The 23,332-nt window shown below is 33.8% G+C and carries 24 protein-coding genes; 13 read left to right on the top strand and 11 right to left on the bottom strand.

The genetic code is table 11. The features are described from left to right. The first annotated feature begins 140 nt into the window (after window positions 1-140). From clpP to QWY86_RS19710, 3 genes are all read left to right on the top strand, one after another. Window positions 141-848, top strand: coding sequence for an ATP-dependent Clp endopeptidase proteolytic subunit ClpP (clpP, locus tag QWY86_RS19720; RefSeq protein WP_290244670.1), 708 nt, complete (start codon window positions 141-143; stop codon window positions 846-848). Continuing rightward, on the top strand, window positions 832-2,070 hold the full coding sequence (gene clpX, locus QWY86_RS19715; protein ID WP_290244669.1) for an ATP-dependent Clp protease ATP-binding subunit ClpX: 1,239 nt from the start codon (window positions 832-834) through the stop codon (window positions 2,068-2,070). Before clpP ends, clpX begins: the two co-directional genes overlap by 17 nt. A 149-nt stretch (window positions 2,071-2,219) precedes the next feature. Continuing rightward, complete coding sequence (locus QWY86_RS19710; protein ID WP_290244667.1) at window positions 2,220-3,083, top strand: AMP nucleosidase; 864 nt, start codon at window positions 2,220-2,222, stop codon at window positions 3,081-3,083. Window positions 3,084-3,168: 85 nt separating this feature from the next. On the opposite strand, the gene QWY86_RS19705 is transcribed toward QWY86_RS19710, so the two are convergent. Both QWY86_RS19705 and QWY86_RS19700 read right to left on the bottom strand, forming a co-directional pair. Then, a complete protein-coding gene (locus tag QWY86_RS19705; RefSeq protein WP_290244666.1) occupies window positions 3,169-3,828 on the bottom strand; it encodes an ATP-binding cassette domain-containing protein in 660 nt (219 codons plus the stop codon). A 401-nt stretch (window positions 3,829-4,229) separates the two neighbouring features. Then, window positions 4,230-5,090, bottom strand: coding sequence for a sigma-70 family RNA polymerase sigma factor (locus QWY86_RS19700; protein WP_010601359.1), 861 nt, complete (start codon window positions 5,088-5,090; stop codon window positions 4,230-4,232). 306 nt (window positions 5,091-5,396) lie between these two features. Between QWY86_RS19700 and QWY86_RS19695 the strand changes: the two genes are divergently transcribed. The 3 genes from QWY86_RS19695 to QWY86_RS19685 are packed head-to-tail and all read left to right on the top strand — an operon-like array spanning window position 5,397 to window position 6,949. Next, a complete protein-coding gene (locus tag QWY86_RS19695; RefSeq protein WP_290244652.1) occupies window positions 5,397-5,912 on the top strand; it encodes a DUF2975 domain-containing protein in 516 nt (171 codons plus the stop codon). Window positions 5,913-5,914: 2 nt separating this feature from the next. Continuing rightward, window positions 5,915-6,721 carry a DUF2975 domain-containing protein gene (locus tag QWY86_RS19690; protein WP_290244650.1) on the top strand — a complete coding sequence of 269 codons (807 nt, stop codon included), beginning with the start codon at window positions 5,915-5,917 and terminating at the stop codon, window positions 6,719-6,721. A gap of 21 nt (window positions 6,722-6,742) precedes the next feature. Next, the gene (locus QWY86_RS19685) at window positions 6,743-6,949 is read left to right on the top strand and encodes a helix-turn-helix domain-containing protein (RefSeq protein ID WP_290244648.1); all 207 of its coding nucleotides are present in this window, start codon (window positions 6,743-6,745) and stop codon (window positions 6,947-6,949) included. A 511-nt stretch (window positions 6,950-7,460) separates the two neighbouring features. On the opposite strand, the gene sucC is transcribed toward QWY86_RS19685, so the two are convergent. The 5 genes from sucC to QWY86_RS19660 form a co-directional block, all read right to left on the bottom strand. Continuing rightward, a complete protein-coding gene (sucC, locus tag QWY86_RS19680) occupies window positions 7,461-8,660 on the bottom strand; it encodes an ADP-forming succinate--CoA ligase subunit beta (protein ID WP_290244645.1) in 1,200 nt (399 codons plus the stop codon). 341 nt (window positions 8,661-9,001) lie between these two features. Further along, window positions 9,002-9,310, bottom strand: a complete 309-nt coding sequence (locus QWY86_RS19675; RefSeq protein WP_290244643.1) for a hypothetical protein — start codon at window positions 9,308-9,310, stop codon at window positions 9,002-9,004. A gap of 44 nt (window positions 9,311-9,354) precedes the next feature. After that, a complete protein-coding gene (locus tag QWY86_RS19670) occupies window positions 9,355-10,929 on the bottom strand; it encodes a DUF4153 domain-containing protein (protein WP_290244641.1) in 1,575 nt (524 codons plus the stop codon). A gap of 54 nt (window positions 10,930-10,983) precedes the next feature. Next, window positions 10,984-11,280 (bottom strand): winged helix-turn-helix domain-containing protein, encoded by a 297-nt coding sequence (locus QWY86_RS19665; RefSeq protein ID WP_290244639.1) that lies wholly within the window; start codon window positions 11,278-11,280, stop codon window positions 10,984-10,986. 72 nt (window positions 11,281-11,352) lie between these two features. Continuing rightward, entirely contained in the window at window positions 11,353-12,003 is a 651-nt protein-coding gene (locus QWY86_RS19660; RefSeq protein WP_290244637.1) for a hypothetical protein, read from the bottom strand. A gap of 210 nt (window positions 12,004-12,213) precedes the next feature. Between QWY86_RS19660 and QWY86_RS19655 the strand changes: the two genes are divergently transcribed. From QWY86_RS19655 to QWY86_RS19625, 7 genes are all read left to right on the top strand, one after another. Further along, window positions 12,214-12,864, top strand: a complete 651-nt coding sequence (locus QWY86_RS19655; RefSeq protein ID WP_290244635.1) for an ABC transporter ATP-binding protein — start codon at window positions 12,214-12,216, stop codon at window positions 12,862-12,864. 119 nt (window positions 12,865-12,983) lie between these two features. Continuing rightward, window positions 12,984-13,460 carry an ATP-grasp domain-containing protein gene (locus QWY86_RS19650; protein WP_290244633.1) on the top strand — a complete coding sequence of 159 codons (477 nt, stop codon included), beginning with the start codon at window positions 12,984-12,986 and terminating at the stop codon, window positions 13,458-13,460. Further along, window positions 13,460-14,068, top strand: a complete 609-nt coding sequence (locus QWY86_RS19645) for an HAD hydrolase-like protein (protein WP_290244631.1) — start codon at window positions 13,460-13,462, stop codon at window positions 14,066-14,068. Before QWY86_RS19650 ends, QWY86_RS19645 begins: the two co-directional genes overlap by 1 nt. A 3-nt stretch (window positions 14,069-14,071) precedes the next feature. After that, window positions 14,072-15,577: a S41 family peptidase gene (locus QWY86_RS19640; RefSeq protein WP_290244629.1), complete on the top strand. Its 1,506-nt coding sequence runs from the start codon at window positions 14,072-14,074 to the stop codon at window positions 15,575-15,577. 146 nt (window positions 15,578-15,723) lie between these two features. After that, complete coding sequence (locus tag QWY86_RS19635) at window positions 15,724-15,990, top strand: hypothetical protein (RefSeq protein WP_290244627.1); 267 nt, start codon at window positions 15,724-15,726, stop codon at window positions 15,988-15,990. Between the two features lie 57 nt (window positions 15,991-16,047). Then, a complete protein-coding gene (gene dprA / locus QWY86_RS19630; RefSeq protein ID WP_290244625.1) occupies window positions 16,048-17,142 on the top strand; it encodes a DNA-processing protein DprA in 1,095 nt (364 codons plus the stop codon). A gap of 394 nt (window positions 17,143-17,536) precedes the next feature. Then, window positions 17,537-18,898, top strand: coding sequence for a pyridoxal-phosphate dependent enzyme (locus QWY86_RS19625; RefSeq protein WP_290244624.1), 1,362 nt, complete (start codon window positions 17,537-17,539; stop codon window positions 18,896-18,898). Window positions 18,899-19,215: 317 nt separating this feature from the next. On the opposite strand, the gene murA is transcribed toward QWY86_RS19625, so the two are convergent. The 4 genes from murA to QWY86_RS19605 all read right to left on the bottom strand — a co-directional run bounded on the left by murA (window position 19,216) and on the right by QWY86_RS19605 (window position 23,285). Next, window positions 19,216-20,541, bottom strand: a complete 1,326-nt coding sequence (murA, locus tag QWY86_RS19620) for a UDP-N-acetylglucosamine 1-carboxyvinyltransferase (protein ID WP_290244621.1) — start codon at window positions 20,539-20,541, stop codon at window positions 19,216-19,218. A 91-nt stretch (window positions 20,542-20,632) separates the two neighbouring features. After that, window positions 20,633-21,310, bottom strand: coding sequence for a DUF4290 domain-containing protein (locus tag QWY86_RS19615; RefSeq protein ID WP_290244619.1), 678 nt, complete (start codon window positions 21,308-21,310; stop codon window positions 20,633-20,635). A 453-nt stretch (window positions 21,311-21,763) separates the two neighbouring features. Next, window positions 21,764-22,261 carry a SixA phosphatase family protein gene (locus QWY86_RS19610; RefSeq protein WP_290244617.1) on the bottom strand — a complete coding sequence of 166 codons (498 nt, stop codon included), beginning with the start codon at window positions 22,259-22,261 and terminating at the stop codon, window positions 21,764-21,766. Continuing rightward, entirely contained in the window at window positions 22,254-23,285 is a 1,032-nt protein-coding gene (locus tag QWY86_RS19605; protein WP_290244615.1) for a glycosyltransferase family 9 protein, read from the bottom strand. The genes QWY86_RS19610 and QWY86_RS19605 overlap by 8 nt, the downstream gene beginning before the upstream one ends. Window positions 23,286-23,332 lie beyond the last annotated feature (47 nt).

The following is a 23,332-nucleotide window of genomic DNA, read 5'->3' as shown; positions in this document are numbered from 1 at the left end:
AATAATTTTGCATGTGCCTTTAATTAGATAAATTGGCACGGAAATTAACCAACTTCAAGAAATATTTGTTAAAATTATAACTTTGTTTGGCAATACGCTAGTCGGCGTTTAACACCAAACTATAATCGTAAAACGAAACCATGAACATAGATTCACAAGAATTCAGAAAATTTGCCGTTAAACATCAGGGAATTGGCGGTTTACACGTAGATAAATTTATTGCACAGGCGAATCTGAACCCTCAGAATATGACGCCTTATATTATAGAAGAACGCCAGTTGAACGTAGCTCAAATGGATGTGTTTTCTAGATTAATGATGGATCGTATTATCTTTTTAGGTGATGCGATTTATGATCAAAACGCAAATATTATCCAGGCGCAGTTGTTGTTTTTGCAATCAACTGATGCTGAAAGAGACATTCAGATTTACATTAATTCTCCAGGAGGTTCTGTGTATGCAGGTTTAGGTATTTATGATACCATGCAATATATCCAACCAGATGTTGCAACAATCTGTACAGGTATGGCGGCATCAATGGGTGCAGTATTATTGGTTGCAGGTGCAGAAGGTAAGCGTTCAGCTCTACCACACTCAAGAGTAATGATTCACCAACCGTCAGGTGGTGCACAAGGTGTAGCTTCAGATATGGAGATTAACCTGAGAGAAATGTTAAAATTGAAAAAAGAATTATACGATATTATTGCAGAGCACTCTGGTCAAACTTATGATTGGGTAGAGAAAGCTTCAGATCGTGATTACTGGATGAGTGCTGAAGAAGCAAAAGGATTTGGTATGATTGATGAAGTATTATCGAGAAACGCAAGAAAAAATGGCGAAACAAAATAAAGAATCCCGTTGCTCATTCTGCCACTCTGGCAAGCATGAAACTTTAATGTTAATTGAAGGCATGGATGCATTTATCTGCGATAAGTGTGTAACCCAAGCTAATCAATTGCTTGCGCAAGAGCTAGGTACAAAAAGCAGCAAAGGTATTCAATCGGCACTTACTTTATTAAAGCCGTTAGAAATAAAGCAGCATTTAGATCAATATGTTATCGGTCAGGATGATGCAAAAAAAGTATTATCTGTTGCAGTTTACAATCACTATAAACGTTTAAATCAAAAAATTGATAAGGACGAAATTGAGATTGAAAAATCGAACATTATGCTGGTTGGAGAAACCGGAACGGGAAAAACCCTACTGGCTAAAACAATTGCAAAAATCTTGCATGTACCTTTTTGTATTTGCGATGCAACTGTATTAACCGAGGCTGGTTATGTAGGTGAAGATGTGGAAAGCATTTTAACACGTTTATTGCAAGCTGCTGATTATGATGTTGCTGCTGCTGAACGTGGTATAGTTTATATCGATGAAGTGGATAAAGTAGCACGTAAGAGCGATAATCCATCAATTACACGTGATGTATCTGGAGAGGGTGTACAACAAGCTTTATTAAAGATTTTGGAAGGTACAATTGTTAATGTTCCACCTCAGGGCGGACGTAAACATCCAGATCAAAAGATGATTCCGGTAAACACCAACAATATTTTATTTATTTGTGGTGGTGCTTTTGATGGTATAGAACGTAAAATAGCAAATCGTTTACGTACGCAAGCTGTAGGTTTTAAAACTAAGAAAGATGACACAGTTTTAGATTTGAAAAACCTTTACAAGTATATTACTCCTCAAGATTTAAAATCATTTGGTTTAATTCCGGAGTTAATCGGACGTATTCCGGTTCTTTCGCACTTAAATCCGCTGGATAAGGAAACACTTAGAAATATTCTTACAGCACCTAAGAACGCATTAACTAAGCAATACGAAAAGCTTTTCGAATACGAAGATGTAAAGTTAGTTTTTGATGAGGAAGTGTTAGATTTTATTGTAGATAAAGCAATGGAATACAAGCTTGGTGCACGTGGACTAAGGTCTATTTGCGAGGCAATTATGCTCGATGCCATGTTCGATACACCTACGCAAAATGATGTGAAAGAGCTACACATTAATCTCGATTATGCGATAGAGAAATTTGAAAAGGCCGACTTTAAAAAGTTGCAAGCCGCATAAAATTCAAATCCTTCCCAAACATCGGGAAGGATTTTTTTTAACAATAAGAATTTCTTAGCATATTGATTTTATGCTGGATTAATACAGTGCTAAAATTGAATTTGTTAGTTTGATAGAAATTTCTTATATTATTTAAAGAATAAAAATATATGAACGAAGAAAAAGACGTAAAAAAAGATGAAGCGATTGTAGAGAAATCTAAAAAAATTAAGGAAGTAGAATCTCCTGTAAAATCAGGTTTAAAATCAAAAGATGAAATTGTAAAAAACTGGTTGCCTCGTTATACGGGCCGGCCACTAGATCAGTTTGGCGATTATATTCTATTAACTAACTTTAGTAAATATGTGAGCATGTTTTCTGAATGGAATGATAATGCGCCAATTATGGGTTTAGATAAGCCGATGCAAAGTGTAACTGCAAATGGCATAACCATTATCAATTTTGGTATGGGTAGCCCACTTGCTGCTACGATGATGGATTTACTAACTGCTATAAAACCAAAATCAGTATTGTTTTTAGGTAAATGTGGTGGGTTGAAAAAGAAAAACCAGTTAGGTGATTTAATTTTACCAATCGCAGCAATTAGGGGAGAAGGTACATCAAACGATTACTTGCCCGCAGAAGTACCTGCATTACCTGCATTCGCTTTGCAAAAAGCGATCTCAACAACCATTCGCGATCATGGCAGAGATTACTGGACTGGAACTTGCTACACAACCAACAGACGTGTATGGGAGCACGATAAAGATTTTAAAAAATATCTAAAAACTTTAAGAGCAATGGCGGTAGATATGGAAACGGCAACCATTTTTACAACAGGTTTTGCCAATAAAATTCCAACTGGTGCTTTATTATTAGTTTCAGATCAACCGATGATACCAGAAGGTGTTAAAACAGCAGAAAGTGATAGCAGCGTAACAGAGAAATATGTGGAAACGCATTTGAGAATTGGTATAGATTCTTTAAAACAATTAATAAACAACGGACTAACTGTTAAGCACTTATTGTTTTAATTTTATTTTGTGAGGTATTAATCTCAAGGCTAAAAGTTTAATAATTTCGGATCAGCTAAAGCTGGTCTTTTTTTTGCCTTAAATTTTAATATTTATTTTCTGGTAAATAACCATAAAGAATTAAATCATTTCTATCTTTTATTTGATAATTACAACCATTGTGTAGTAATACAATTCTGTCGGCAATGTCTATGATAGAATTGTAATAATGGTCTGTAATAATTACTCCTTTATGCTTTTTTGCTAAATCGATGTGAAATTTTAATTCCTCAACCATTAATGGCGCTAATTGTGAAAATGGTTCATCTAAAAGAATAAACTCAGCATCACCGTAAATTATTACCAAAGCTTCTATTAACCTTTGGTTTCCACCAGAAAGTTCACAAAATCTGTAATTCAGATTATTTGCAATCAATTCTATTTTCAGTATTTCACTTTTATATTCGCTGCAAAATATTTCAACCGCTTTTTTAACTGTAAGTTTTAAAGGAATAAAATTATCTTGTGGAAGATAGGAGAGGTTTTGAGAAAGATATCCTTTATCGATTATGCTCTCGTTAATTTTCAGAAATTTGAAATCGGCTTTCACGCTACCGAATATTATTTTAAGTAAAGTAGATTTCCCGCTGCCATTTCTCCCCAGTAGGCCAACAATTTCCCCAATTTTGCAGTTAATGAAAACGCCATTTAATATTGCTTGTTTATTAAAGTTGTGGGTAACACTGTCAATAGTGAGTTCCTGCATAAAAGAAATATTATAATAATTAAAAACTGCATAAAAATATCATAAATAATGATGTTACCAAAAATTCTACGAAATCCTAACGCTTGATTTTTATAGAAGTATGAATGTTTAATCAAGAAAAAGCGTTCAATAAGAATTGAAAATATCCATCCGATGGGTTTCATTATAATTGTCATAACGTAAGGTCCAGGCTTTGAAAAACCATCAATAACAAAAAATAAACCTATGATGATGCTTATTAAAATATTCCAATATATTATTGGTTTATAAACTAAGATTGATTTTTTGAGTAGCACAACAGACATGCTTAAATTTATATAAAAACTCAGAAGCTTACTAAACAAAAAAGACCGGCAATTTTGTCGGTCTTTTTAAGTATTAAAATATTTTTAAGGATTAATTTATCCTAAGTAAGATTTTAAAATCTTACTTCTCGAAGTATGGCGTAAACGTTGTAATGCTTTATCTTTAATCTGACGAACACGTTCGCGAGTTAGGTTAAATTTTTCCCCAATTTCTTCTAATGATAAAGGGTGATTAGAACCTAAGCCAAAGAATAAAACGATAATTTCTCTTTCTCGCTCTGTTAGGGTTGATAAAGAACGTTTGATTTCTTCTGAAAGTGATTCGTTTATTAATGAACTATCTGTATTTGGTTCATGGTTTTCCAATACATCTAACAATGTATTTTCTTCACCTTGAACAAATGGTGCATCCATTGATACGTGACGGCCGGAGTTACTTAAAGTATCAGAGATTTTATCAACCGTAGTTTCTAAAATGTCTGCCAATTCTTCTGGAGATGGCTCACGCTCATATTCTTGCTCTAATTTAGAGAAAGCTTTACTGATTTTACTTAACGAACCTACCTGGTTTAAAGGTAAACGTACGATACGGCTTTGCTCAGCAATCGCTTGCAAAATCGATTGACGAATCCACCATACGGCATAAGAAATGAATTTGAAACCTTTAGTTTCATCAAAACGTTTTGCAGCTTTAATTAAACCCAAGTTACCTTCATTAATTAAATCTCCTAGTGTTAAACCTTGATTTTGATATTGTTTTGCAACAGATACAACGAAACGCAAGTTGGTTTTAGTTAATCGCTCTAAAGCAGCTTGGTCGCCTTCACGAATCTTTCTTGCTAAAATTACCTCTTCCTCTGCTGTTATTAAATCTACTTTACCAATTTCATGTAAGTACTTATCTAACGACTGACTTTCACGGTTGGTAATGGATTGCGTTATCTTGAGTTGTCTCATTTATACGTTTTGTGTGCTCTTTAATTATTGAAGTGTGCAAAGTTACGAAATTGTATGCCAATCCGAAAGGATAAAATGCTGAAAATGTTAGTGTTTGCACAAGTTTTTTACAGTTATACTTACAACAAAAATCATTCCAATTTAGTTTTAATGAATATTTGTCGGCCTTTATTGCTTATAGTTGATTTACGATTAGTATTTATTGTAAAACAATAAATATATTTTGATTTGTGGTAATTAATTTTTTATGTTTGTTATGCTAATAATTTAAAAAGCAAACTTATTACATATTAACTACAAGAATAGATGATAAAGACATACAATCAATTAGTGCTTGTTAAGGTGGGATATATTGTAATCCTAACTGTTATTATTTTATTGGGTTTGGAAGATGGGATAAGAGGATTTAATGATGGTTGGAATGGAGTTCCGTCGTTATCGATTCATTCTGAAGATGCTAAACCGCCTGTTTGGTATTTTGAATTTCTGTTTGGCAGTATATTATTTGTAATGGCTTATCTTGGGGTTATGATTATTGCATATTTATATGCATTTGTTAATTCTGCAAATTCTAAAGATGTTTTTATTGAAAAGAACTACGTTCGTTTATACAAAATTGGTGTTTACGCAGTAGTAACTTCGTTTTTAGTCTACACTTTCAATGTTTTGAAAATAACAAAATCTATAAATTTTAATATGGAGATTTTAAGAAATGCAGAATTTAATGTCTGGTTACTGATTTTTGGAATTACGATGCTAGCCGTTGCATTCGTTTTTAAGAAAGGAATTGCACTACAAGAACAAAACGATTTAACGATATAAATATGAGATATATCATTTTAGCTCGAACAATTAGAGGTTTTTTAATGCTTGGCATATTATTAATGTCGATTGGCATTATTCAAAATATTTATGGTGAAGTATTTAAGAAGAAGAAATATTGGCAGTTTGGTGATTTAACAGTTGGCGAAAAGGTAGATGGTTTTTCCTTGCCAATGGGATTACAAATTTCGATACCGGATACGATAATAACTTTTAAAGGGTCGAAACATAGCGGTGTAGTTAAAAGATTTGCCAGTAGTAGCCAAATTATCTCTTCGGAATATCATGAAGCAGAAATTACAGAAAGAGTTACCCAGCGATTGGTTACAAATGATAATAACCATCCAGTAACCATTTCTAATCAATTAATGATTAATAATCCAGTTGGCGTACATGTTAATACTAGTTATGTACCCTATAGAATTTTCTGGACTTTTTACTGCGTACTCAAAGCATTATTTATATTATGTATTTTCGTTTTAATTGTTAAGCTAATAAATGTTTACTTACGTGGAGATTTTTTAAATCGTAAAAGCTTTAAATTAATTTCGTTTATTGGGTTAATTTTAATAATTGCCGAAGTTTTTGAATTTGTTTGCGCAATTGTAAGCAGTAAAATTATTCCAGCTGTTTTTTTAGAAACTAATGGTTTAAGAGAAGAGTTTATAGAAAGTAAAATTCAACTAAACTTAAATTTTGGTAATTCTGTAAGTTACTCCAATATTGGCATAGGATTAATGGTTTTAATTCTTTCTAAAATTATTAAAGATGCTGTAGCGATAAAAAAAGAAAACGATTTAACGATTTAAAATGCTCATCCCAACAATTAAATGCCCATAATTATAAATTTAGATGTTATGCTTGCCCGACGTAAAATGTCGCTTACCGAATTAAGTGAACGTGTTGGGATTACAATGTCTAATTTATCAATATTAAAAACAGGCAAGGCGAAAGCAATTCGTTTAGAAACACTAGAATCTATTTGTAGCGTTTTGAATTGTCAACCTGGAGATATTTTAGAGTTTCGGCCGGAATAACTTGCAAAGTTTAACTTTGATAGAAGCTTGGCAAAACTTCGAAAGTTTAGTTGTAGCTTAAGTTAATGCGATTTGGCCATGGTTCGTGTCTTCACGAACCAATATTTTATACTTTCGTTTCGTGAATACACGAACCTAGGCAAAATAGAAACTAGGCAAAACTTTGTAAGTTTAGTTGTTAAGGGCTTCACTTTAAAGCGATTTACTTAAGTAAATTAAACCTGATAGAACGAAAATACTTTTTTTAGCACAGACCATAAATTTACTATGACAGTGAGTTTAAAAAAGATTGAAGTGATAGCGGGACTTTCGGAACCGAAGCACTACCGAACCTTGATTTTCAAAATAAAAAATATATCTATTTAATTAGATTACCATCCCGAAATTTCGGCAAAGAAAAATCGGCTTCGCAATGACGGTATTGTGCACAAAAAAAACCTTCCAGTTTGCACTGAAAGGTTTTATATATCATGACTTCCGCTTTAAGCTTTAGTCTTTCTGCTTTAGCTAATTAAGCCTGTTCAGCCAAAACTTTAGTTACTAAATCAGCAGCTTCTTTTAAAGCGATTGCCGAGTAAACTTTTAGTCCAGACTCATCGATTAATTTCTTAGCCTCTTCTGCGTTTGTACCTTGTAAACGGCAAATGATTGGCACAGGAATATTTCCGATTTCCTGGTAAGCATCGATAACACCTTGCGCAACACGGTCACAACGTACAATGCCACCAAATATGTTAATTAAAATAGCTTTAACATTCGGGTCTTTCAAAATAATGTTGAAAGCCGCTTTTACTGTTTGAGCATTTGCAGTTCCACCTACGTCTAAGAAGTTAGCAGGCTCGCCACCAGCTAATTTGATAATATCCATAGTTGCCATTGCCAAACCAGCACCGTTAACCATACAACCTACGTTACCATCAAGGTTAACAAAGTTTAAATTACTTGCACTTGCTTCAACCTCCATTGGGTCTTCCTCAGCGGTATCACGCATTGCTGCGTAATCAGCGTGGCGATATAATGCGTTCTCATCGATATCAACCTTAGCATCAACCGCGATAACTTTGTCATCAGAAGTTTTTAATACCGGGTTAATTTCGAACATCGAAGAATCTGTAGTATCGTAAGCTTTATATAAAGCAGTTACAAATTTAACCATTTCTTTAAAAGCTGCACCGCTTAAACCTAAGTTAAACGCAACTTTACGAGCCTGAAAACCTTGTAAGCCAACTTTCGGGTCAATTTCTTCTTTAAAGATTAAGTGTGGCGTATGTTCAGCAACTTCTTCAATATCCATACCGCCTTCGGTACTGTACATAATAATGTTGCGACCTTTTGCACGATCTAACAATACTGAAATGTAGAATTCTTTAGTTTCAGAAGCACCTGGATAATAAACATCTTGAGCAACCAAAATCTTATTCACTTTTTTACCTTCCGGACCGGTTTGAGGTGTAACCAACTGCATACCAATAATATCGGTAGCACGTTGCTTAACTTCATCAAGGTTTTTGGCTAATTTAACACCACCACCTTTACCGCGACCACCTGCGTGGATTTGCGCTTTAATTACAACCCAATCAGAGTTATAATCCGTTTTTAATTGCTTTGCAGCTTCTACAGCTTGCTCTGGAGTGTCGGCAACAATTCCTTCTTGAACGTTAACACCGAAACTTTTTAATATTTGTTTACCCTGGTATTCGTGAATATTCATCTGTTTATATTTTTGTGTTTACCTGTCAGATGGAGCCTTTACCATCAAAATAATTATTTTGATGGTATTCGGGTTCATTTGCTACAAAATTTGCCCAAAGCTACAATTCTAAAGCCTTTAAACAAATAGAAAATTAGGTTTTTTTTAGAAAATGAACGTTTTGTGTTAATCGGGAATTTCAGCCCCGCTTTCGTTGCAATCTTTTTGTTAATGTTAGTATATGCTTAATAAAAACCTGCTTGCCAAAAAGTATTTACACTCAATCTGGTTTATTTAACGAAGAGTATAGTTCTTGGCAAATTGAGCTTAGCGATTTTTATAAAATCTGTTTTGCAAAGGCTTTAACTTCCGGCAATCGGCGAGCCGAAAATACCGACAGCCAGTTCTGCCCAAACTAGGAACAACACTAGCAGAATTATAAAAAATAAAACAGCCCTTGTTGTGGTAGTCTTTACCTTACGTATCACAAGTTCTATAGCAAAACCAGTACATAAAAGTAAAACTGCGGCTACAACAAAGTCGAATAAGCTCCAATTTACTTCATTGGTAAATTGCATAGCAATTAATGGAATACTTAAAATAATTGCAGTACCGAATAGAATAACGTAGATTCTTAATTTTGATGAATTTGAAATTTCTTGATTTGTCATGATGTGTTGAATTTAATGTTTTGTTGTTTAATTATTTATTTGATTTATCTTTTTGAATTGAAATACTCAGCAACTTGCCAATCTGGCAAATTCCACGAAAGCCAGCTTGCTTTTGCATAGCGCTCTTTAAAAATATTAATTCGGGTGTCTAATCTATTTTGGTACGCTTCTATGCTTTCTGGTGTGGCTATCGTAGTTCCATATTCATATTTCGATTCAGTATAATGCAATTTTCTGCGGTTTTCATTTAAAACAGCTAAGGTTTTGTCCGATAAACCAAGCAAATAACTGGCATCTAAAGATATTTTATCACTTTGTGCCAAATTGTATTTAGCAATTAAAATATCCCAGTTTATGGTACTGAAAGCAAGTAGAAGTACAAACCAAATGTTTCCATTAACTTTAAGTAAATAGAAAAGTGTTTTTTGCTTTGCAACTTTTAAATAAACTGTTGCTAAACCAATGATGCAAAGAATTGCAAAAACTAAAACACCGATACGTTTATGTGTTAAACCGTAGAACTCGATGTAATGTGCATCTCTAACAAAAACAGAAACGATTAAAACGAAATTCTGAGCCATCCAGGCAATTGCCAATATTTTTAATGTTTTGTTTTTTGAGTAAAAATTTAAGTTTCCGCGGAAGAAATAAACAATAATTACCATTGCAAGTACAATGCTGAAAATTAATGTATTTGTGCCATCATGTAATTCTGCCGAATAATTGGTTTCTGCTAAATTTTTTCCATGCCCTAGCCATAACCACCAAATATCAATTCCGTTTAAAAAAAGCAGTAGTATATTTAGAGCGCTAAAAGAAATTAAGCCAATAATAAACTCAGTTTTTAGCGCAAGTTTTTTAATCAATAAATTGCCTGTAAAAATGCCTGATATTTCTTGGAGTAATGTTTTTTGATTTATGCCTCTTCTTATTCTAACCAACTGTTCGTTAAAGTTTAGTTCAGCTTTTTCAAATGTTTTATCAGAAAATGTGAGTATTAAACCTGCTGTAACAGCCAAACCAAAACAAAAGTGCATAAAGCGAGCAAAGCTTAAATCTTCGAATATAAACCCAAAGATGTTATCGAAGAAATAGCCAATGTTGATTAATATGGCTTCAGTGTAATGAGCAAATACGCTATTCGCAGCAGAGTATAATGAGGTAAAAATTATAACGACTATTAGAGGAATAATGATGTATTTAATAATTCTGAAAACAGGTTTTAGGTTAAAATTACCAATAGATACCTCACTTAAATTTCTTATAAAATTAAATGGGGTGGTAAGCATTTGCAATATTGTTGAAAGGAAAGCCATAAAAACAGTCCTTAATTGCTGGTGATGGGCAAAACCAATAAAAAAGATCAAACTAAAGTAATAACTCGCTAAGGTTAAATCGGAGTTATTTGTAACCACCAAAATTGCTGCAAAAAAGTGCGCAAACCCATAAATATGAAGTTTATTACTTTTTATTACTTCTGGGTTTATATAAGTGATTGCTAAGAGATAAATACTGTAAATCAGTAAGTTTAGCGCTAATCTTTCTTCCCAAAATAGGAAGCTGAACAACAAGCCGCCCAAAAGAGCCGACAGTAATAAGAGGTTGGATTTATTTTTCATTATGTTTATTTAAAAGTGCTTTGAATTTCAAAGTATATGGTCAAAAAAAATATTTTAAAGTTTTTTAATCATTTTTTCAAGTGCATCTAAATGCGCTTTGAAAGATTGTTTTCCTAATTCTGTGATAGAGTAGGTAGTGCTGGTTTTTCGGCCAATAAAACCTTTATGTACTTTAATAAATTCAGCTTGCTCTAAAGTATTCAAGTGCGAAGCTAAATTGCCATCGGTTAATTCGAGCATTTGCTTCAAATCGTTAAAACCAATTTCATCGTTAACTACTAGAACAGACATTACACCCAATCTAATCCTGCTGTCGAAAATCTTATTTAAATCTGCTATCGGGTTTTTCATTTTTTAGTACTAAATGTTTAGTATTAAGTTTCAGGTGTTTAGTATCTAGATGGATAACACATAACTTAAAACTTACAACTTTTCACCATTTTGCCCTTTCTCGTATTTAAAATACATTAAAAGCCCATAAATAATGTGTAATACACCAAAGCCAAATGCCCAAAAAATTAATCCATAACCTACATAAAACATGCATATTAAACCTAAAATAATCTCTAAAAAGCCTAAATATCTGATATCGCTGTAGGTAAACTTACTAGCATTAATTAAAGCTAAACCATAAAAAATTAAACAGGTTGGTGCGATGATGCTGTAAGTATTCGGGTGGTTTAATAATAACGCAATGATAAATAATCCGCCAGCAGCCAAGGGTACAAATAAATTAAATAGTAAAGATTTTGATGTTTTATCCCAAATTGGCAAATTATTACGCTGGCTTTTTCTATATGTAAACAATACACCACCAGCCAATGCAACCACCAAAATAATTAGAGCAAGCTTTATAAGGTTGTTTTTTAAGTCAATTTCGCCTTGAATCCCTGCGCTGTAACCTCTGTAATTAAAGAACTTTTCGATTTCATTATATGCAAAATATGAGCCTATTAATGCAATAAACCCTGCAAATACACCAGATAAACCGCTTAATGAAATAAATTTTGATGATCTATCCATCATTTGTCTGATGTCTTTTAATGCATTAAGTTGTTCCTCTGAAGTGCTCATTTTAAAAGTGCTTTGTTTTTCAAAGTTAAATAAGAAATTGATAACTGCAAATTTTATTTTTGATTTAATGATTTTTCCGTTGATGCGATTACACAAATTAAGTGATTGCACAGATTTTTTTCTGTTTATCAGTCGTCGGGTCTTTAGGCTTTGCTCTTTTATCCTTACTCTTTATTCTTTCAACTTTAAACTTTTAACTATTTTTACGCCATGTTAAAAGCCAATGGGGTTAGAAAATCGTACGGAAATTTACAAATATTAAAAGGCGTAAATTTTGAAGTTCAAAAAGGAGAAATTGTAAGTATAATTGGTCCATCTGGAGCAGGAAAGAGTACATTGCTACACATTTTAGGTACTCTAGATAAACCTGATGCGGGAACTGTTGAACTCAAAGGAACTGAAATAAGTAAACTTAGCGGAGAATTACTCAGTGCTTTTCGTAACCAGAATATTGGTTTCGTTTTTCAATTTCATCATCTACTACCAGAATTTAGCGCTATAGAAAATATTTGCATTCCTGCATTTATAGCAAAGAAAAATAAAAAGCAAGCCGAAACCAGAGCGCTTGAATTATTGGATATGTTTGGCTTAAAAGATAGAGCTCAACATAAACCCAATCAATTATCTGGCGGAGAACAACAACGTGTTGCCATTGCGAGAGCATTGATAAATGAGCCATCTATTATTTTAGCAGATGAACCTTCAGGTAATTTAGATTCTGAAAATGCCAAAGCATTGCATCAGCTTTTTGTTAGTTTACGAGATAACTTTCAACAAACGTTTGTAATTGTAACACATAATGAGGATTTGGCTAAAACCAGCGATAGGATAGTTACCATGAAAGATGGGCTAATTGTATAGTTATAATTAATGAATTACAGGATTTTCAAGGTATTTTCAACTAAAAAACTTGATTCTGGTCATTCTATCAACAAAAAGTCATTAACTCAAAATGTATTCATTTAAAATTTCTACTCAATTTGAAAATACTTATTACAGGCGGAAATAATGCTAAAGCACTAAAATTATTAAAAGCTTTTCCAAATCACTTTATATTACTGGCCGACTATGGTGATGTACCGGGAATGAGTACAGTCCATTACGCATTTAAAACATTGGGAATCCTTAATAAAGACAGTATTGCACATATTCTTCTTAATTTCTGTATAACAGAATCTATTGATGCAATTATTCCTTTAAATAGTTATGAAATTGAACCTATAGCTAAATCTGCTGTTTTATTTAATGAATATGGCATTGAGGTGTTAACTCCGGATGCAGACTCCTTAAATGTTTTTTTAGCAGAGGATAAAGCTTATTCGAATTTTGCTGTTTTTATAAAAGGTGAATGCATTTTTGCCAGCGGAGCCGAAATTTTCATCAAAAGAGATGATAATGTTAGTGGTGTTTTCGGTTATAATGCGCCTAATGATGATCTAAAACTTTTCACCATATAATGGATATCAGCGAGTTAATTAAGGATAAAAAACTGGTAATTTTTGAGTTGGATGATGTGTTGTTTCCATCGAAAGATTACTTATTGCAGGTTTATTATTTATTTGCACAATTTATTGAATACGCAGAACAAAAAAGTGCGCAGCATATTTTAGATTTTATGCGTAGCGAATATGAATCAATTGGTCCAGAAAATTTATTCGAAAAAACAGCTTCGAAATTTGAACTTCCAGAAACATATAAGCGTAACTTCGATTTGCTGCATGAAAACGCCAGACTTCCATTAAAGCTTTTGCTTTACAAAAACATGCTCGATTTTATGCAAAATCTTGTGATTGATAGAATAAGTATTAACATTGTAACCACAGGAAACCCTTTGCAGCAATTAAATAAAATAAAACAAACCGAGTGGAATGATTTAGAAAAATACCTTACCGTTTTCTTTACAGATGAGCTAAAACAACCAAAATCAGAAATTTTTAATAACATACTTACCAGCAACAATTTATCTACTGATGAAGCGTTAGTTGTTGGTGCAAATAATTTTGATCAGGAGCAATCTAAATTAATTAATTTGCCGTATATTGTGTCACTAGAAATTTACAAATAGACTATGATTAAAAACCTTTCTGCACAAAAATTATTTATGTGCACTTTATTGTCGGCTGTGGTGTTCGCAACTTCATGTAAAAAAAGCTCTAATGCACCTGCGGCTGAAGAGCCTTCTACTGAAACGAATGCGCTTCAAACTTCTACAACTAATCGTGATTTTTTAACAAAAGATTCGATTTTTCTTTATGCAAAACAAACGTATCTCTGGAATGTAGGAATGCCTAGTTACGATAACTTTAATCCACGTAAATACGCCTCTAACGATGCTGTAATTGCTGCGCTTAAAGCATTACCAAGCACTGGTGGAAAGGATAAATATTCTTTTATGGATAATGGAACTGTTGCTGGTCAGTTAGGTGGTGTGAGCGGCGATTTTGGATTTTCTGTGTTTTTTAACAGCACCAACGATTTAAGAATTAAGTATGTATATGCTACTTCGCCAGCTGCAGTACAGGGATTAAAAAGAGGGTATCAAATTACCAAGATAAATGGAAGTACAAATATTAATACTAGTGATGCAAGTATAAATGCCGTTGTTGATGCAATTTTTGGTTCAAATGCTTCGGTTTCATTAACGGTTCAAAAACCAGATGGAACTTCACAAGATGTAGTGGTCACTCGTGCAACATATAATATTAACCCAATTTTAGCAACAAATACTTTTACCGCCGGGACTAAAAAGGTTGGTTATATAAATTACAATAGTTTTACCACAAACTCAACTGCTTTACTTGATGCAGCTTTCGCTAAATTTGCAACTGATGGTATTACAGAATTGGTAGTAGATTTACGCTATAATGGTGGTGGTTCTGTGGCAACTTCAGAAGCTTTTACTAATTTAATAGCACCATCATCCCAAAACGGTAAAGTAATGTACACTACCTATTGGACTCAAACCATGCAAGATGGTAAAGCAACCATCCTTCAAAATCAAAAATTTTATGCCAAAGGGAACGATGGTGTTACAAGATTATATTCTATGTTCGATTATCCGTGGGTTCCAACTGCTGCAGCAGGAAATCAAGAGGTTTTTGCTAAGAGAGGTTCGGTAAATAATCTGACCAGAGTTTACTTTATTGTTACAGGTTCAACAGCATCGGCAAGTGAACTGCTAATTAACAATTTAAAGCCAGTAATGGATGTGAAACTAATTGGTTCTAAAACTTATGGTAAACCAGTAGGATTTTTTGCAATTAAAATTGATAAAAGCGATTTGTATATTCCTCAATTCCAAACTAAAAACCAATTAAATCAAGGCGATTATTTTGATGGTATGGCTGTAGATAAATCTTTAGCTGATGATGTAACTAAGGAATTTGGCGACCCAACGGAAAAACTTTTGGCTCAGGCGTTAAATTATTCTGCAACAGGTTCATTTACTTCGTTCTTAAAGGAAAATACTATTAGTGGTACAACACCACTTAATAACTCACAAATAATTGATTTGACAGGTAAAATGGATCATGAGTTTAAGGGGATGATTGAAACGAGAAAATTTAAATTCTAGTTATTAAAACAAACAACTATTTGAAGCCGGTATTTTTAAAATGTCGGCTTTTTTTATTTGATTTATTACATTAAAAGCATTTTAAACCTTGTTTTTGTTCTAAAATTTTAATATGCTTGTTTAAGATTAATCGTTAAAGAGATATTATGCCAATAGAGACTGTAGAGAAAGAACAAATAGGATACTTAAACATTATAAATGCTAATGAAGACAATTCAGGAGTTTTGCAAAAAAAACTCGATGAAGCCCAACGTTTAGGAAATGAATTTAAATCAAAAGCAGTAATTACATTTAATACAACAATTGGTCCTAAAAGAGTTGATACAACGGTTTGGGCTGTTACAGAGAAATATATTCAATTAAAAAATAACATACACATTCCACTTAAAAGCCTTATCGATATCGATTTTTAATATCTAAGGATTAAGGAAATAAATCATCCCGCGTTTATTAACCTTAGCCTTATTTTGATGAGTACACTCCATAAAATTGCCTTAACTTATATTAAATCTATCGGGCCGGTAAATGCCAAAAATTTACTGGCTTATTGTGGTAGTGCTGAAGCAGTTTTCTCAGCAAGTAGAAAACAATTACTTCAAATTCCTGGAATTGGGGAAAAAACTGTTGAAGCAATTTTAAAAACAGATGCGTTAGCACGTGCAAAGGAAGAACTTGACTTTGTAGAGAAACATGGCATTGAGGTTTTGTTCTGTTCTGATGAAAACTATCCTAAGCGTTTAAAAAATTGTTTTGATGCCCCAATTTTACTTTATTTTAAAGGAAATGCAGATTTAAATCACTCGCGGATAATTAGTATAGTTGGTACCAGAAATGCAACAGAATACGGTAAAATGCTGTGCAAACAACTTTGTGAAGTTTTATCGCCTTATAATGTTTTGATTGTTAGTGGTTTAGCCTACGGAATTGATGTTACTACTCACAAGGAATGTATTTCAAATAATATTGCAACGGTTGGCGTTTTAGGGCATGGTTTAGACAGATTATATCCTCAAATTCATAAACCGACAGCGCAGAAAATGGTGTTAAATGGCGGTTTACTTTCAGAGTTTCCGACTAAGACAAATCCTGATAGACAAAATTTTCCACAAAGAAACCGCATCATTGCTGGCATTGCTGATGTAACCGTCGTAATTGAAGCATCAATTAAAGGAGGTGCTTTAATAACTGCCGAAATTGCTAATTCCTATAATAAAGATGTTTATGCGTTTCCAGGTAGAACTAATGATGTTTTCTCTGAGGGATGCAATTTCCTTATCAAAACCAATAGAGCGGGTTTAATTAATAATGCAAACGATTTAATTTATTATCTCGGTTGGGATGATGAAGTGAAAAGGAAGGAAATAAAAAACCAAATATCCTTACAACTCAACCTAACGGGAAATGAGCAAAAAGTTATCGATGCTTTGCAAAGCAATCAGCTGGCCATTGATGAATTAGCCATTCATGTGAATATACAACAGAGTAAACTCGCCATCATTTTACTTACGCTAGAAATGCAGGGTATTATTATTTCCATGCCGGGTAAGGTTTACAAGTTAGCTTAATGCCAAAAACCGCTATTAATGTTCATGAACGGTTTTCATAGTGTTTTGTATTTTGTTATGAAAGTTTGACCTTTAATATTAAACCCGGTAGAGCCAAATAGCCCGGAATGAAGCGCAGCGAAATGAGGACTATAGGCGATAACGGGACTAAAGTACCTATGAAAACCGGACTGTTAATTTTCAAATAAAAATTGCGAGACATTAATTCTTTTACTGATATCTAATTTTCCAAATGGATAAAATCATAATTGTCTTACACCCAATTATCAATCTATAATGCCCATGTTATTGGTAGATTATGTAATTAAATTCTATTAAAATTCAATTTTCAAAATTATATTTCAAATAAAATATAGTTAATAAAATAGTTAATGCCTTTGCTTAATTTTGCTTCATGTGGTATAATAATATTCTCGAAACGATAGGCAATACGCCTTTAGTAAAATTAAATACGATTACAAAGAATGTTCCTGGTACAATCTTGGCTAAAATAGAAACGACTAATCCAGGTAACTCAATTAAAGACCGTATGGCGGTTAAAATGATTGAAGATGCTGAGAAAAGTGGCAAGCTAAAGCCAGGGGGAACAATTATCGAAGGTACATCTGGAAATACCGGAATGGGCTTGGCGATGGCTGCAATTATTAAGGGTTACAAATGTATTTTTACCACAACTGATAAACAATCAAAAGAAAAGGTTGATGCCTTACGAGCATTTGGGGCAGAAGTTATCGTTTGTCCTACCAACGTTGAGCCAGAAGATCCACGTTCATATTATTCGGTTTCATCACGTTTAGAGCGTGAAGTTCCAAATTCATGGAAGCCAAACCAGTATGATAATTTAGCAAATTCTGCTGCACACTATGAGCAAACTGGTCCTGAAATTTGGGAACAAACAGAAGGTAAAATTACACACTTGGTTGTTGGTGTAGGTACTGGCGGAACAATTTCTGGCACGGGTAAATATTTGAAAGAGAAAAACCCGAACATCCAAATTTGGGGAATAGATACTTACGGCTCGGTTTTTAAAAAATATAAGGAAACAGGTATTTTCGATAAGGATGAAATTTATCCTTACATCACTGAGGGCATTGGTGAAGATTTTTTACCAGCGAACGTAAATTTTGACGTTATAGATTTATTCGAAAAGGTAACGGATAAAGATGCTGCTTTGATGACCCGTGATATTGCCCGCAAAGAAGGTATTTTTGTAGGTAATTCTGCCGGAGCAGCCATTGGTGGTTTAATTCAGTTAAAAGATAAATTAAAACCTGAAGATGTGGTTGTTGTTATTTTCCACGACCACGGTAGCCGTTATATGGGTAAAATGTATAACGAAGATTGGTTGCGTGAACGTGGATTTTTACAAGACGAAAAATTAACGGCAAAATCGATTTTAGCTAAAAAGGAAGCAACTGAAATTGTAACGCTTGATGCTACAAAATCTGTTTTGGAGGCGATTAATACCATCAAATCGATGAATATTTCTCAAATTCCGGTTACACAACAAGGTATGATAGTTGGCAAAATTGCGGAGAGTGATATTTTGTCAGCTTTGCTTGAAAACCCAGGATTAAAGTCGGCACCAATTTCTGAAATCATGACCTCAACATTCCCTTTTGTAGATTTGAATACCTCGATAGATAAAATTTCATCGTTAATTAATAAAGAAAACTCTGCTGTTTTAGTAGAGGATGAATCAGGCAAAATTGAAATTATTACACAATACGATATTATAAACGCGATTTCGGGGTAGGGAGAATGGAAGATGTGTGAGGGAAGATGGATGAGGTAAAATTGGAAATAGACAATTAGACATAGGGGTTTCATTGTCCTCTAATCTGATCCTTCATAAACCCGTCGTCATTGCGAGGCACGAAGCAATCCTACAGCGGCCGTCACCCTGAATTTATTTCAGGGTCTTCATGTTAGAGATGCTGAAATAAATTCAACATGACGAATTTCCTAAACCTATTGAAACAAAAGAAGGCCCGGATAAGAAATTACCCGGGCCTTTTGCATTACGCTATTTAAGCTTTAGTCTTTACTTTCAATTTTTTTACTTTCAACTTTCTAGTGGCTTGGCGCATCAGCATTAACACGTTTAATTTGCGCACCTAAAGCACGTAAACGCGTATCAATATCCTGGTAACCACGTTCAATTTGTTCGATATTGTAAATGGTCGATTTGCCTTCTGCAGATAATGCAGCAATCAACAATGAAACACCAGCTCTAATATCTGGAGAAGTCATGCTAATACCGCGAAGTTTATATTTTTTATCGATACCATTAACCGTAGCACGATGTGGGTCGCAAAGAATAATTTGAGCACCCATATCAATCAATTTATCTACGAAGAACAAACGGCTTTCGAACATTTTCTGGTGAATTAAAACGTTTCCTTTAGCCTGCGTAGCCACAACTAAAACAATACTCAATAAATCAGGCGTAAAACCCGGCCAAGGAGAATCGGCAATTGTTAAAATCGAACCATCAATAAATGTATCAATTTCGTAATGCTTTTGCGATGGAACATAAATATCATCGCCTTTGCGCTCTAATTTAATGCCTAATTTTTTGAAAACTTCAGGAATTACACCAAGTTCATCGTAACAAACATTCTTGATGGTAATTTCAGATTCAGTCATTGCTGCCATACCGATGAAAGAACCAATTTCAATCATATCAGGCAACATTCTATGTTCTGTGCCGCCTAATACTTCTACACCTTCAATAGTCAATAAATTAGAACCAATGCCCGAAATTTTTGCGCCCATGCGGTTAAGCATTTTGCAAAGTTGTTGCAAATATGGTTCGCAAGCAGCATTATAAATAGTTGTAATGCCTTTAGCCAAAACAGCTGCCATCACAATATTTGCTGTTCCAGTTACCGAAGCTTCATCTAGAAGAATATAGGCACCTTTTAAGTTGGTTGCATCAACATTAAAAAAAGCTTTTTTGCTATCGTAAACAAACTTTGCACCTAATTTTTCGAAACCAATAAAGTGCGTATCTAATCTTCTTCTTCCAATTTTATCGCCACCTGGTTTTGGTATTGCAGCCTTACCAAAACGAGCCAACAACGGACCAACAATCATAATAGAACCGCGTAATCCGCCACCTTTAGCTTTAAAAGTTTCAGATTCAAAGAAGTTTAAATCAATATTTTTAGCTTCAAAAGTGTAAGTATCTTTATTAATACGCTCAACCGCCACACCTAAATCACCTAATAATTCAATCAGCTTATTTACATCCTTAATATCAGGAATGTTGCTGATGGTTACTTTCTTTTCGGTAAGCAAAACAGCTGATAAAATCTGTAAAGCCTCGTTTTTGGCGCCTTGTGGAGTGATTTCGCCTTTTAATTTAATTCCGCCTGTTATTTCAAATGCGTTCATATATCTTTCTTTTGCTAACTCTTTCGTTATGCTGAATTTATTTCAGCATCTATCTTTGAGATTCTGAATCAAGTTCAGAATGACGTTTTGGTTAATATTTAGGTTTATTGTTATTATTTCGTCCGCGATTGTTGTTATTATTCTGACGGTTTTTGCCGTTATTATTGTTATTATTTCGTCCGCGATTGTTGTTATTATTCTGACGAGGATTTTGCGATCTAAATTCAACTTTCGCCAGATTTACACCCTCATCAAGAGATAGTAAACCGCCAGAAAGGTATTTTAAATCTTTAATGATGGTATCATCGCTCACATTATCTTTATTCCAGGTAACATAAGCCATTTTCATAAAGTTTGCTATCCCTTGAACCATAGCTTTTTTATGCTCCGGATTCTCTTCACGCATGGCCTTTTCAATTAAATTCTCAACCGTTTTACCGTAATGTTTGTAGGTAATTCTTTGTTGAGGATAAGGCAGTGGCTCTGGTTTTTTAAATGCATTTTCGGGCAAAGGCTTCGGATATGGACTTTCCACATCAATCTGGTAGCCAGAAATAATATGTAAATGGTCCCAAAGTTTATGCTTAAAATCGGCAACATCACGCAAATGCGGTTGCAGAAATCCCATTAGGTCAATCACCGCCTGGGCATATTTATTTCGTTCTTCAATGGTGGGTAATTCGCAAATATATTTCACCATGTTTTGAACATTGCGGCCATATTCTGATAAAATCAAATGGCTACGCGTAGTATTATAATCAAAATTCATGTATAGATAATTAATGGGTAAATTTTCCGGCGATACGAATTATGAAATAACCAGAGGAGATGAGGTTAAGAATTCACCGAAATGTCTATTGCCGGACTTTCGTTATTTGTATTTCAAAGATAGTAAAATTATTTACGATTGCAGATTTATGATTTTAGATTTTTTTGGAAATGTACGTTCTGTGGTTCTTTTGATTTTTCAGCCCTGCTATCACTTCAAATCCTTGCTCGTATCTCGCTTGCGGGCTTTACGTTTTATCAGGTTTATTTAATAGAGTACTGTGATTTTGGGAAATATATAGGCAGCTAAATGGAATTAATTTTTAAATATCTATTATCAACAAATGGAAAAGATTTCTCCACTAAGGTCGAAATGACGGTTCAAAATATTTTCCGTGTCTTCCGTATTTCCGTGGCAAAAAATATTTTACAGCTTTTCAATCCGCCGCAAAAATTAAGTTTCATCCGTGTTCTTCGGATAATCAAAGAAAACCAAATCTCCTGTTCCTTTACTCACCATTTGCCATGAATCAAAAGGAAAAGAAATTAACACCATACCAGCAGTTGGGATATTGTATATATCTGCATCACTTAATTCATTGGCTAAATCCGTGAAACCCGGATTATGCCCAAGCATTAATACCGTGTTTGCACTATCATCCAAATTATTCACAACTTTTAAAAGTGTTGATGAAGAAGCTTCATAAATAGATTCCTCATACTGAATTTCTTCAACTTGATAAGCCTCTGCGAAAAATTTAGCGGTAGATTTTGCTCGCTTCGCCGGGCTACTTACTATCAAATCAAACTTAAAGCCTCTATTTATTAAACGTTCTGCCATTTCTGGTGCATTTTCTTTACCGCGTTTGTTAAGTGGGCGGTCAAAATCTTTTAAGCCTAAATTTCCCCAATCCGATTTTCCGTGTCGCACCAATAATAACTGCTTAGCCATTTAGTTTCTTTTTAATTTTATTAACGATTGTTTGAGGCTCAATTAAGTCCATACAACTTTCAACACCGCATAAGCAAGGTTTGTTTCCATAAATAGAATTTGGCCGTGCAGGGTTTTCAATTTGAATACAATCGCTTTCCAATTGACCATAACCCAAAAAGCCAGCGTAAGGATGTGTTGGGCCCCAAATAGAAACTGCAGGGACACCAACTAAAGAAGCCATGTGCATACCGGATGAATCCATACTTAGCATCAAATCAAGATTTGAAATAATGGCAAGTTCTTCAGTCAGGTTAAAATTGCCGATTAAATTATGAGTGTTTGAATAAGTTTTAGACCATTGCTCAGCGGTTGATTGTTCAGTTTTTCCGCCACCGAAAATGAAAAGTTCGTAACCCAGATTAGATAGATGAGCAACAACTTTTTCCATCTTTTCTAATGGGTAAACTTTATAAATATGCTGGGCAAAAGGAGAAATGCCCACCTTCTTTTTGTCACTATCTTCAAATAAACTTTTAGCTTTTGTAGGGATTTCATGTGGAGCAGGAACCAATTTATGATTTAAAGAAATTGGAAACCCAAGCATTCTGAAAACATCAGCGTAGCGTTCAACAGTTAACTTTAATTTTTTAAAAATTTTATTCTTGGAACGGGTAAGTGCTTTTTTTTCGCTTCTACCTTTATCAATTCTTCTTATTTTTAAACCTGATAACCTAAAAAAAGTAGAAAGTGCTCTGCTTCTTAAATTATCGTGTAAATCTGCAATTGCAGTTGCTTTGTAAGTGCTAAGCTCTTGAAATAACTTATATAAGCCAGAAATTCCCTTGTGAATAGTTTTAGGCTGGATTGCATGAAAGGTAAGGTTTTCAATTCCATCAAAAAATGGCTTAAAAGCCTCGCGACTAACAATTATAATTTCCGTTGATGGATTTTGAACTGAAAATTCCTTTAAAACAGAAGCTACCATCGCAACATCGCCCATGGCCGAAAAACGTAGAACGATAATTTTTTGGGTTGCTGCCATGGTTTTTGTAAGTCGGCCATCATTGTAAGGCACGAAGCAATCTTAAT

Origin of the sequence: Pedobacter aquatilis, assembly GCF_030409415.1 — a bacterium.
GTDB classification, from domain to species: Bacteria; Bacteroidota; Bacteroidia; order Sphingobacteriales; family Sphingobacteriaceae; genus Pedobacter; species Pedobacter aquatilis.
Note: the sequence above shows the minus strand (reverse complement) of the source record. Positions and strands in the feature narration are given on the sequence as shown.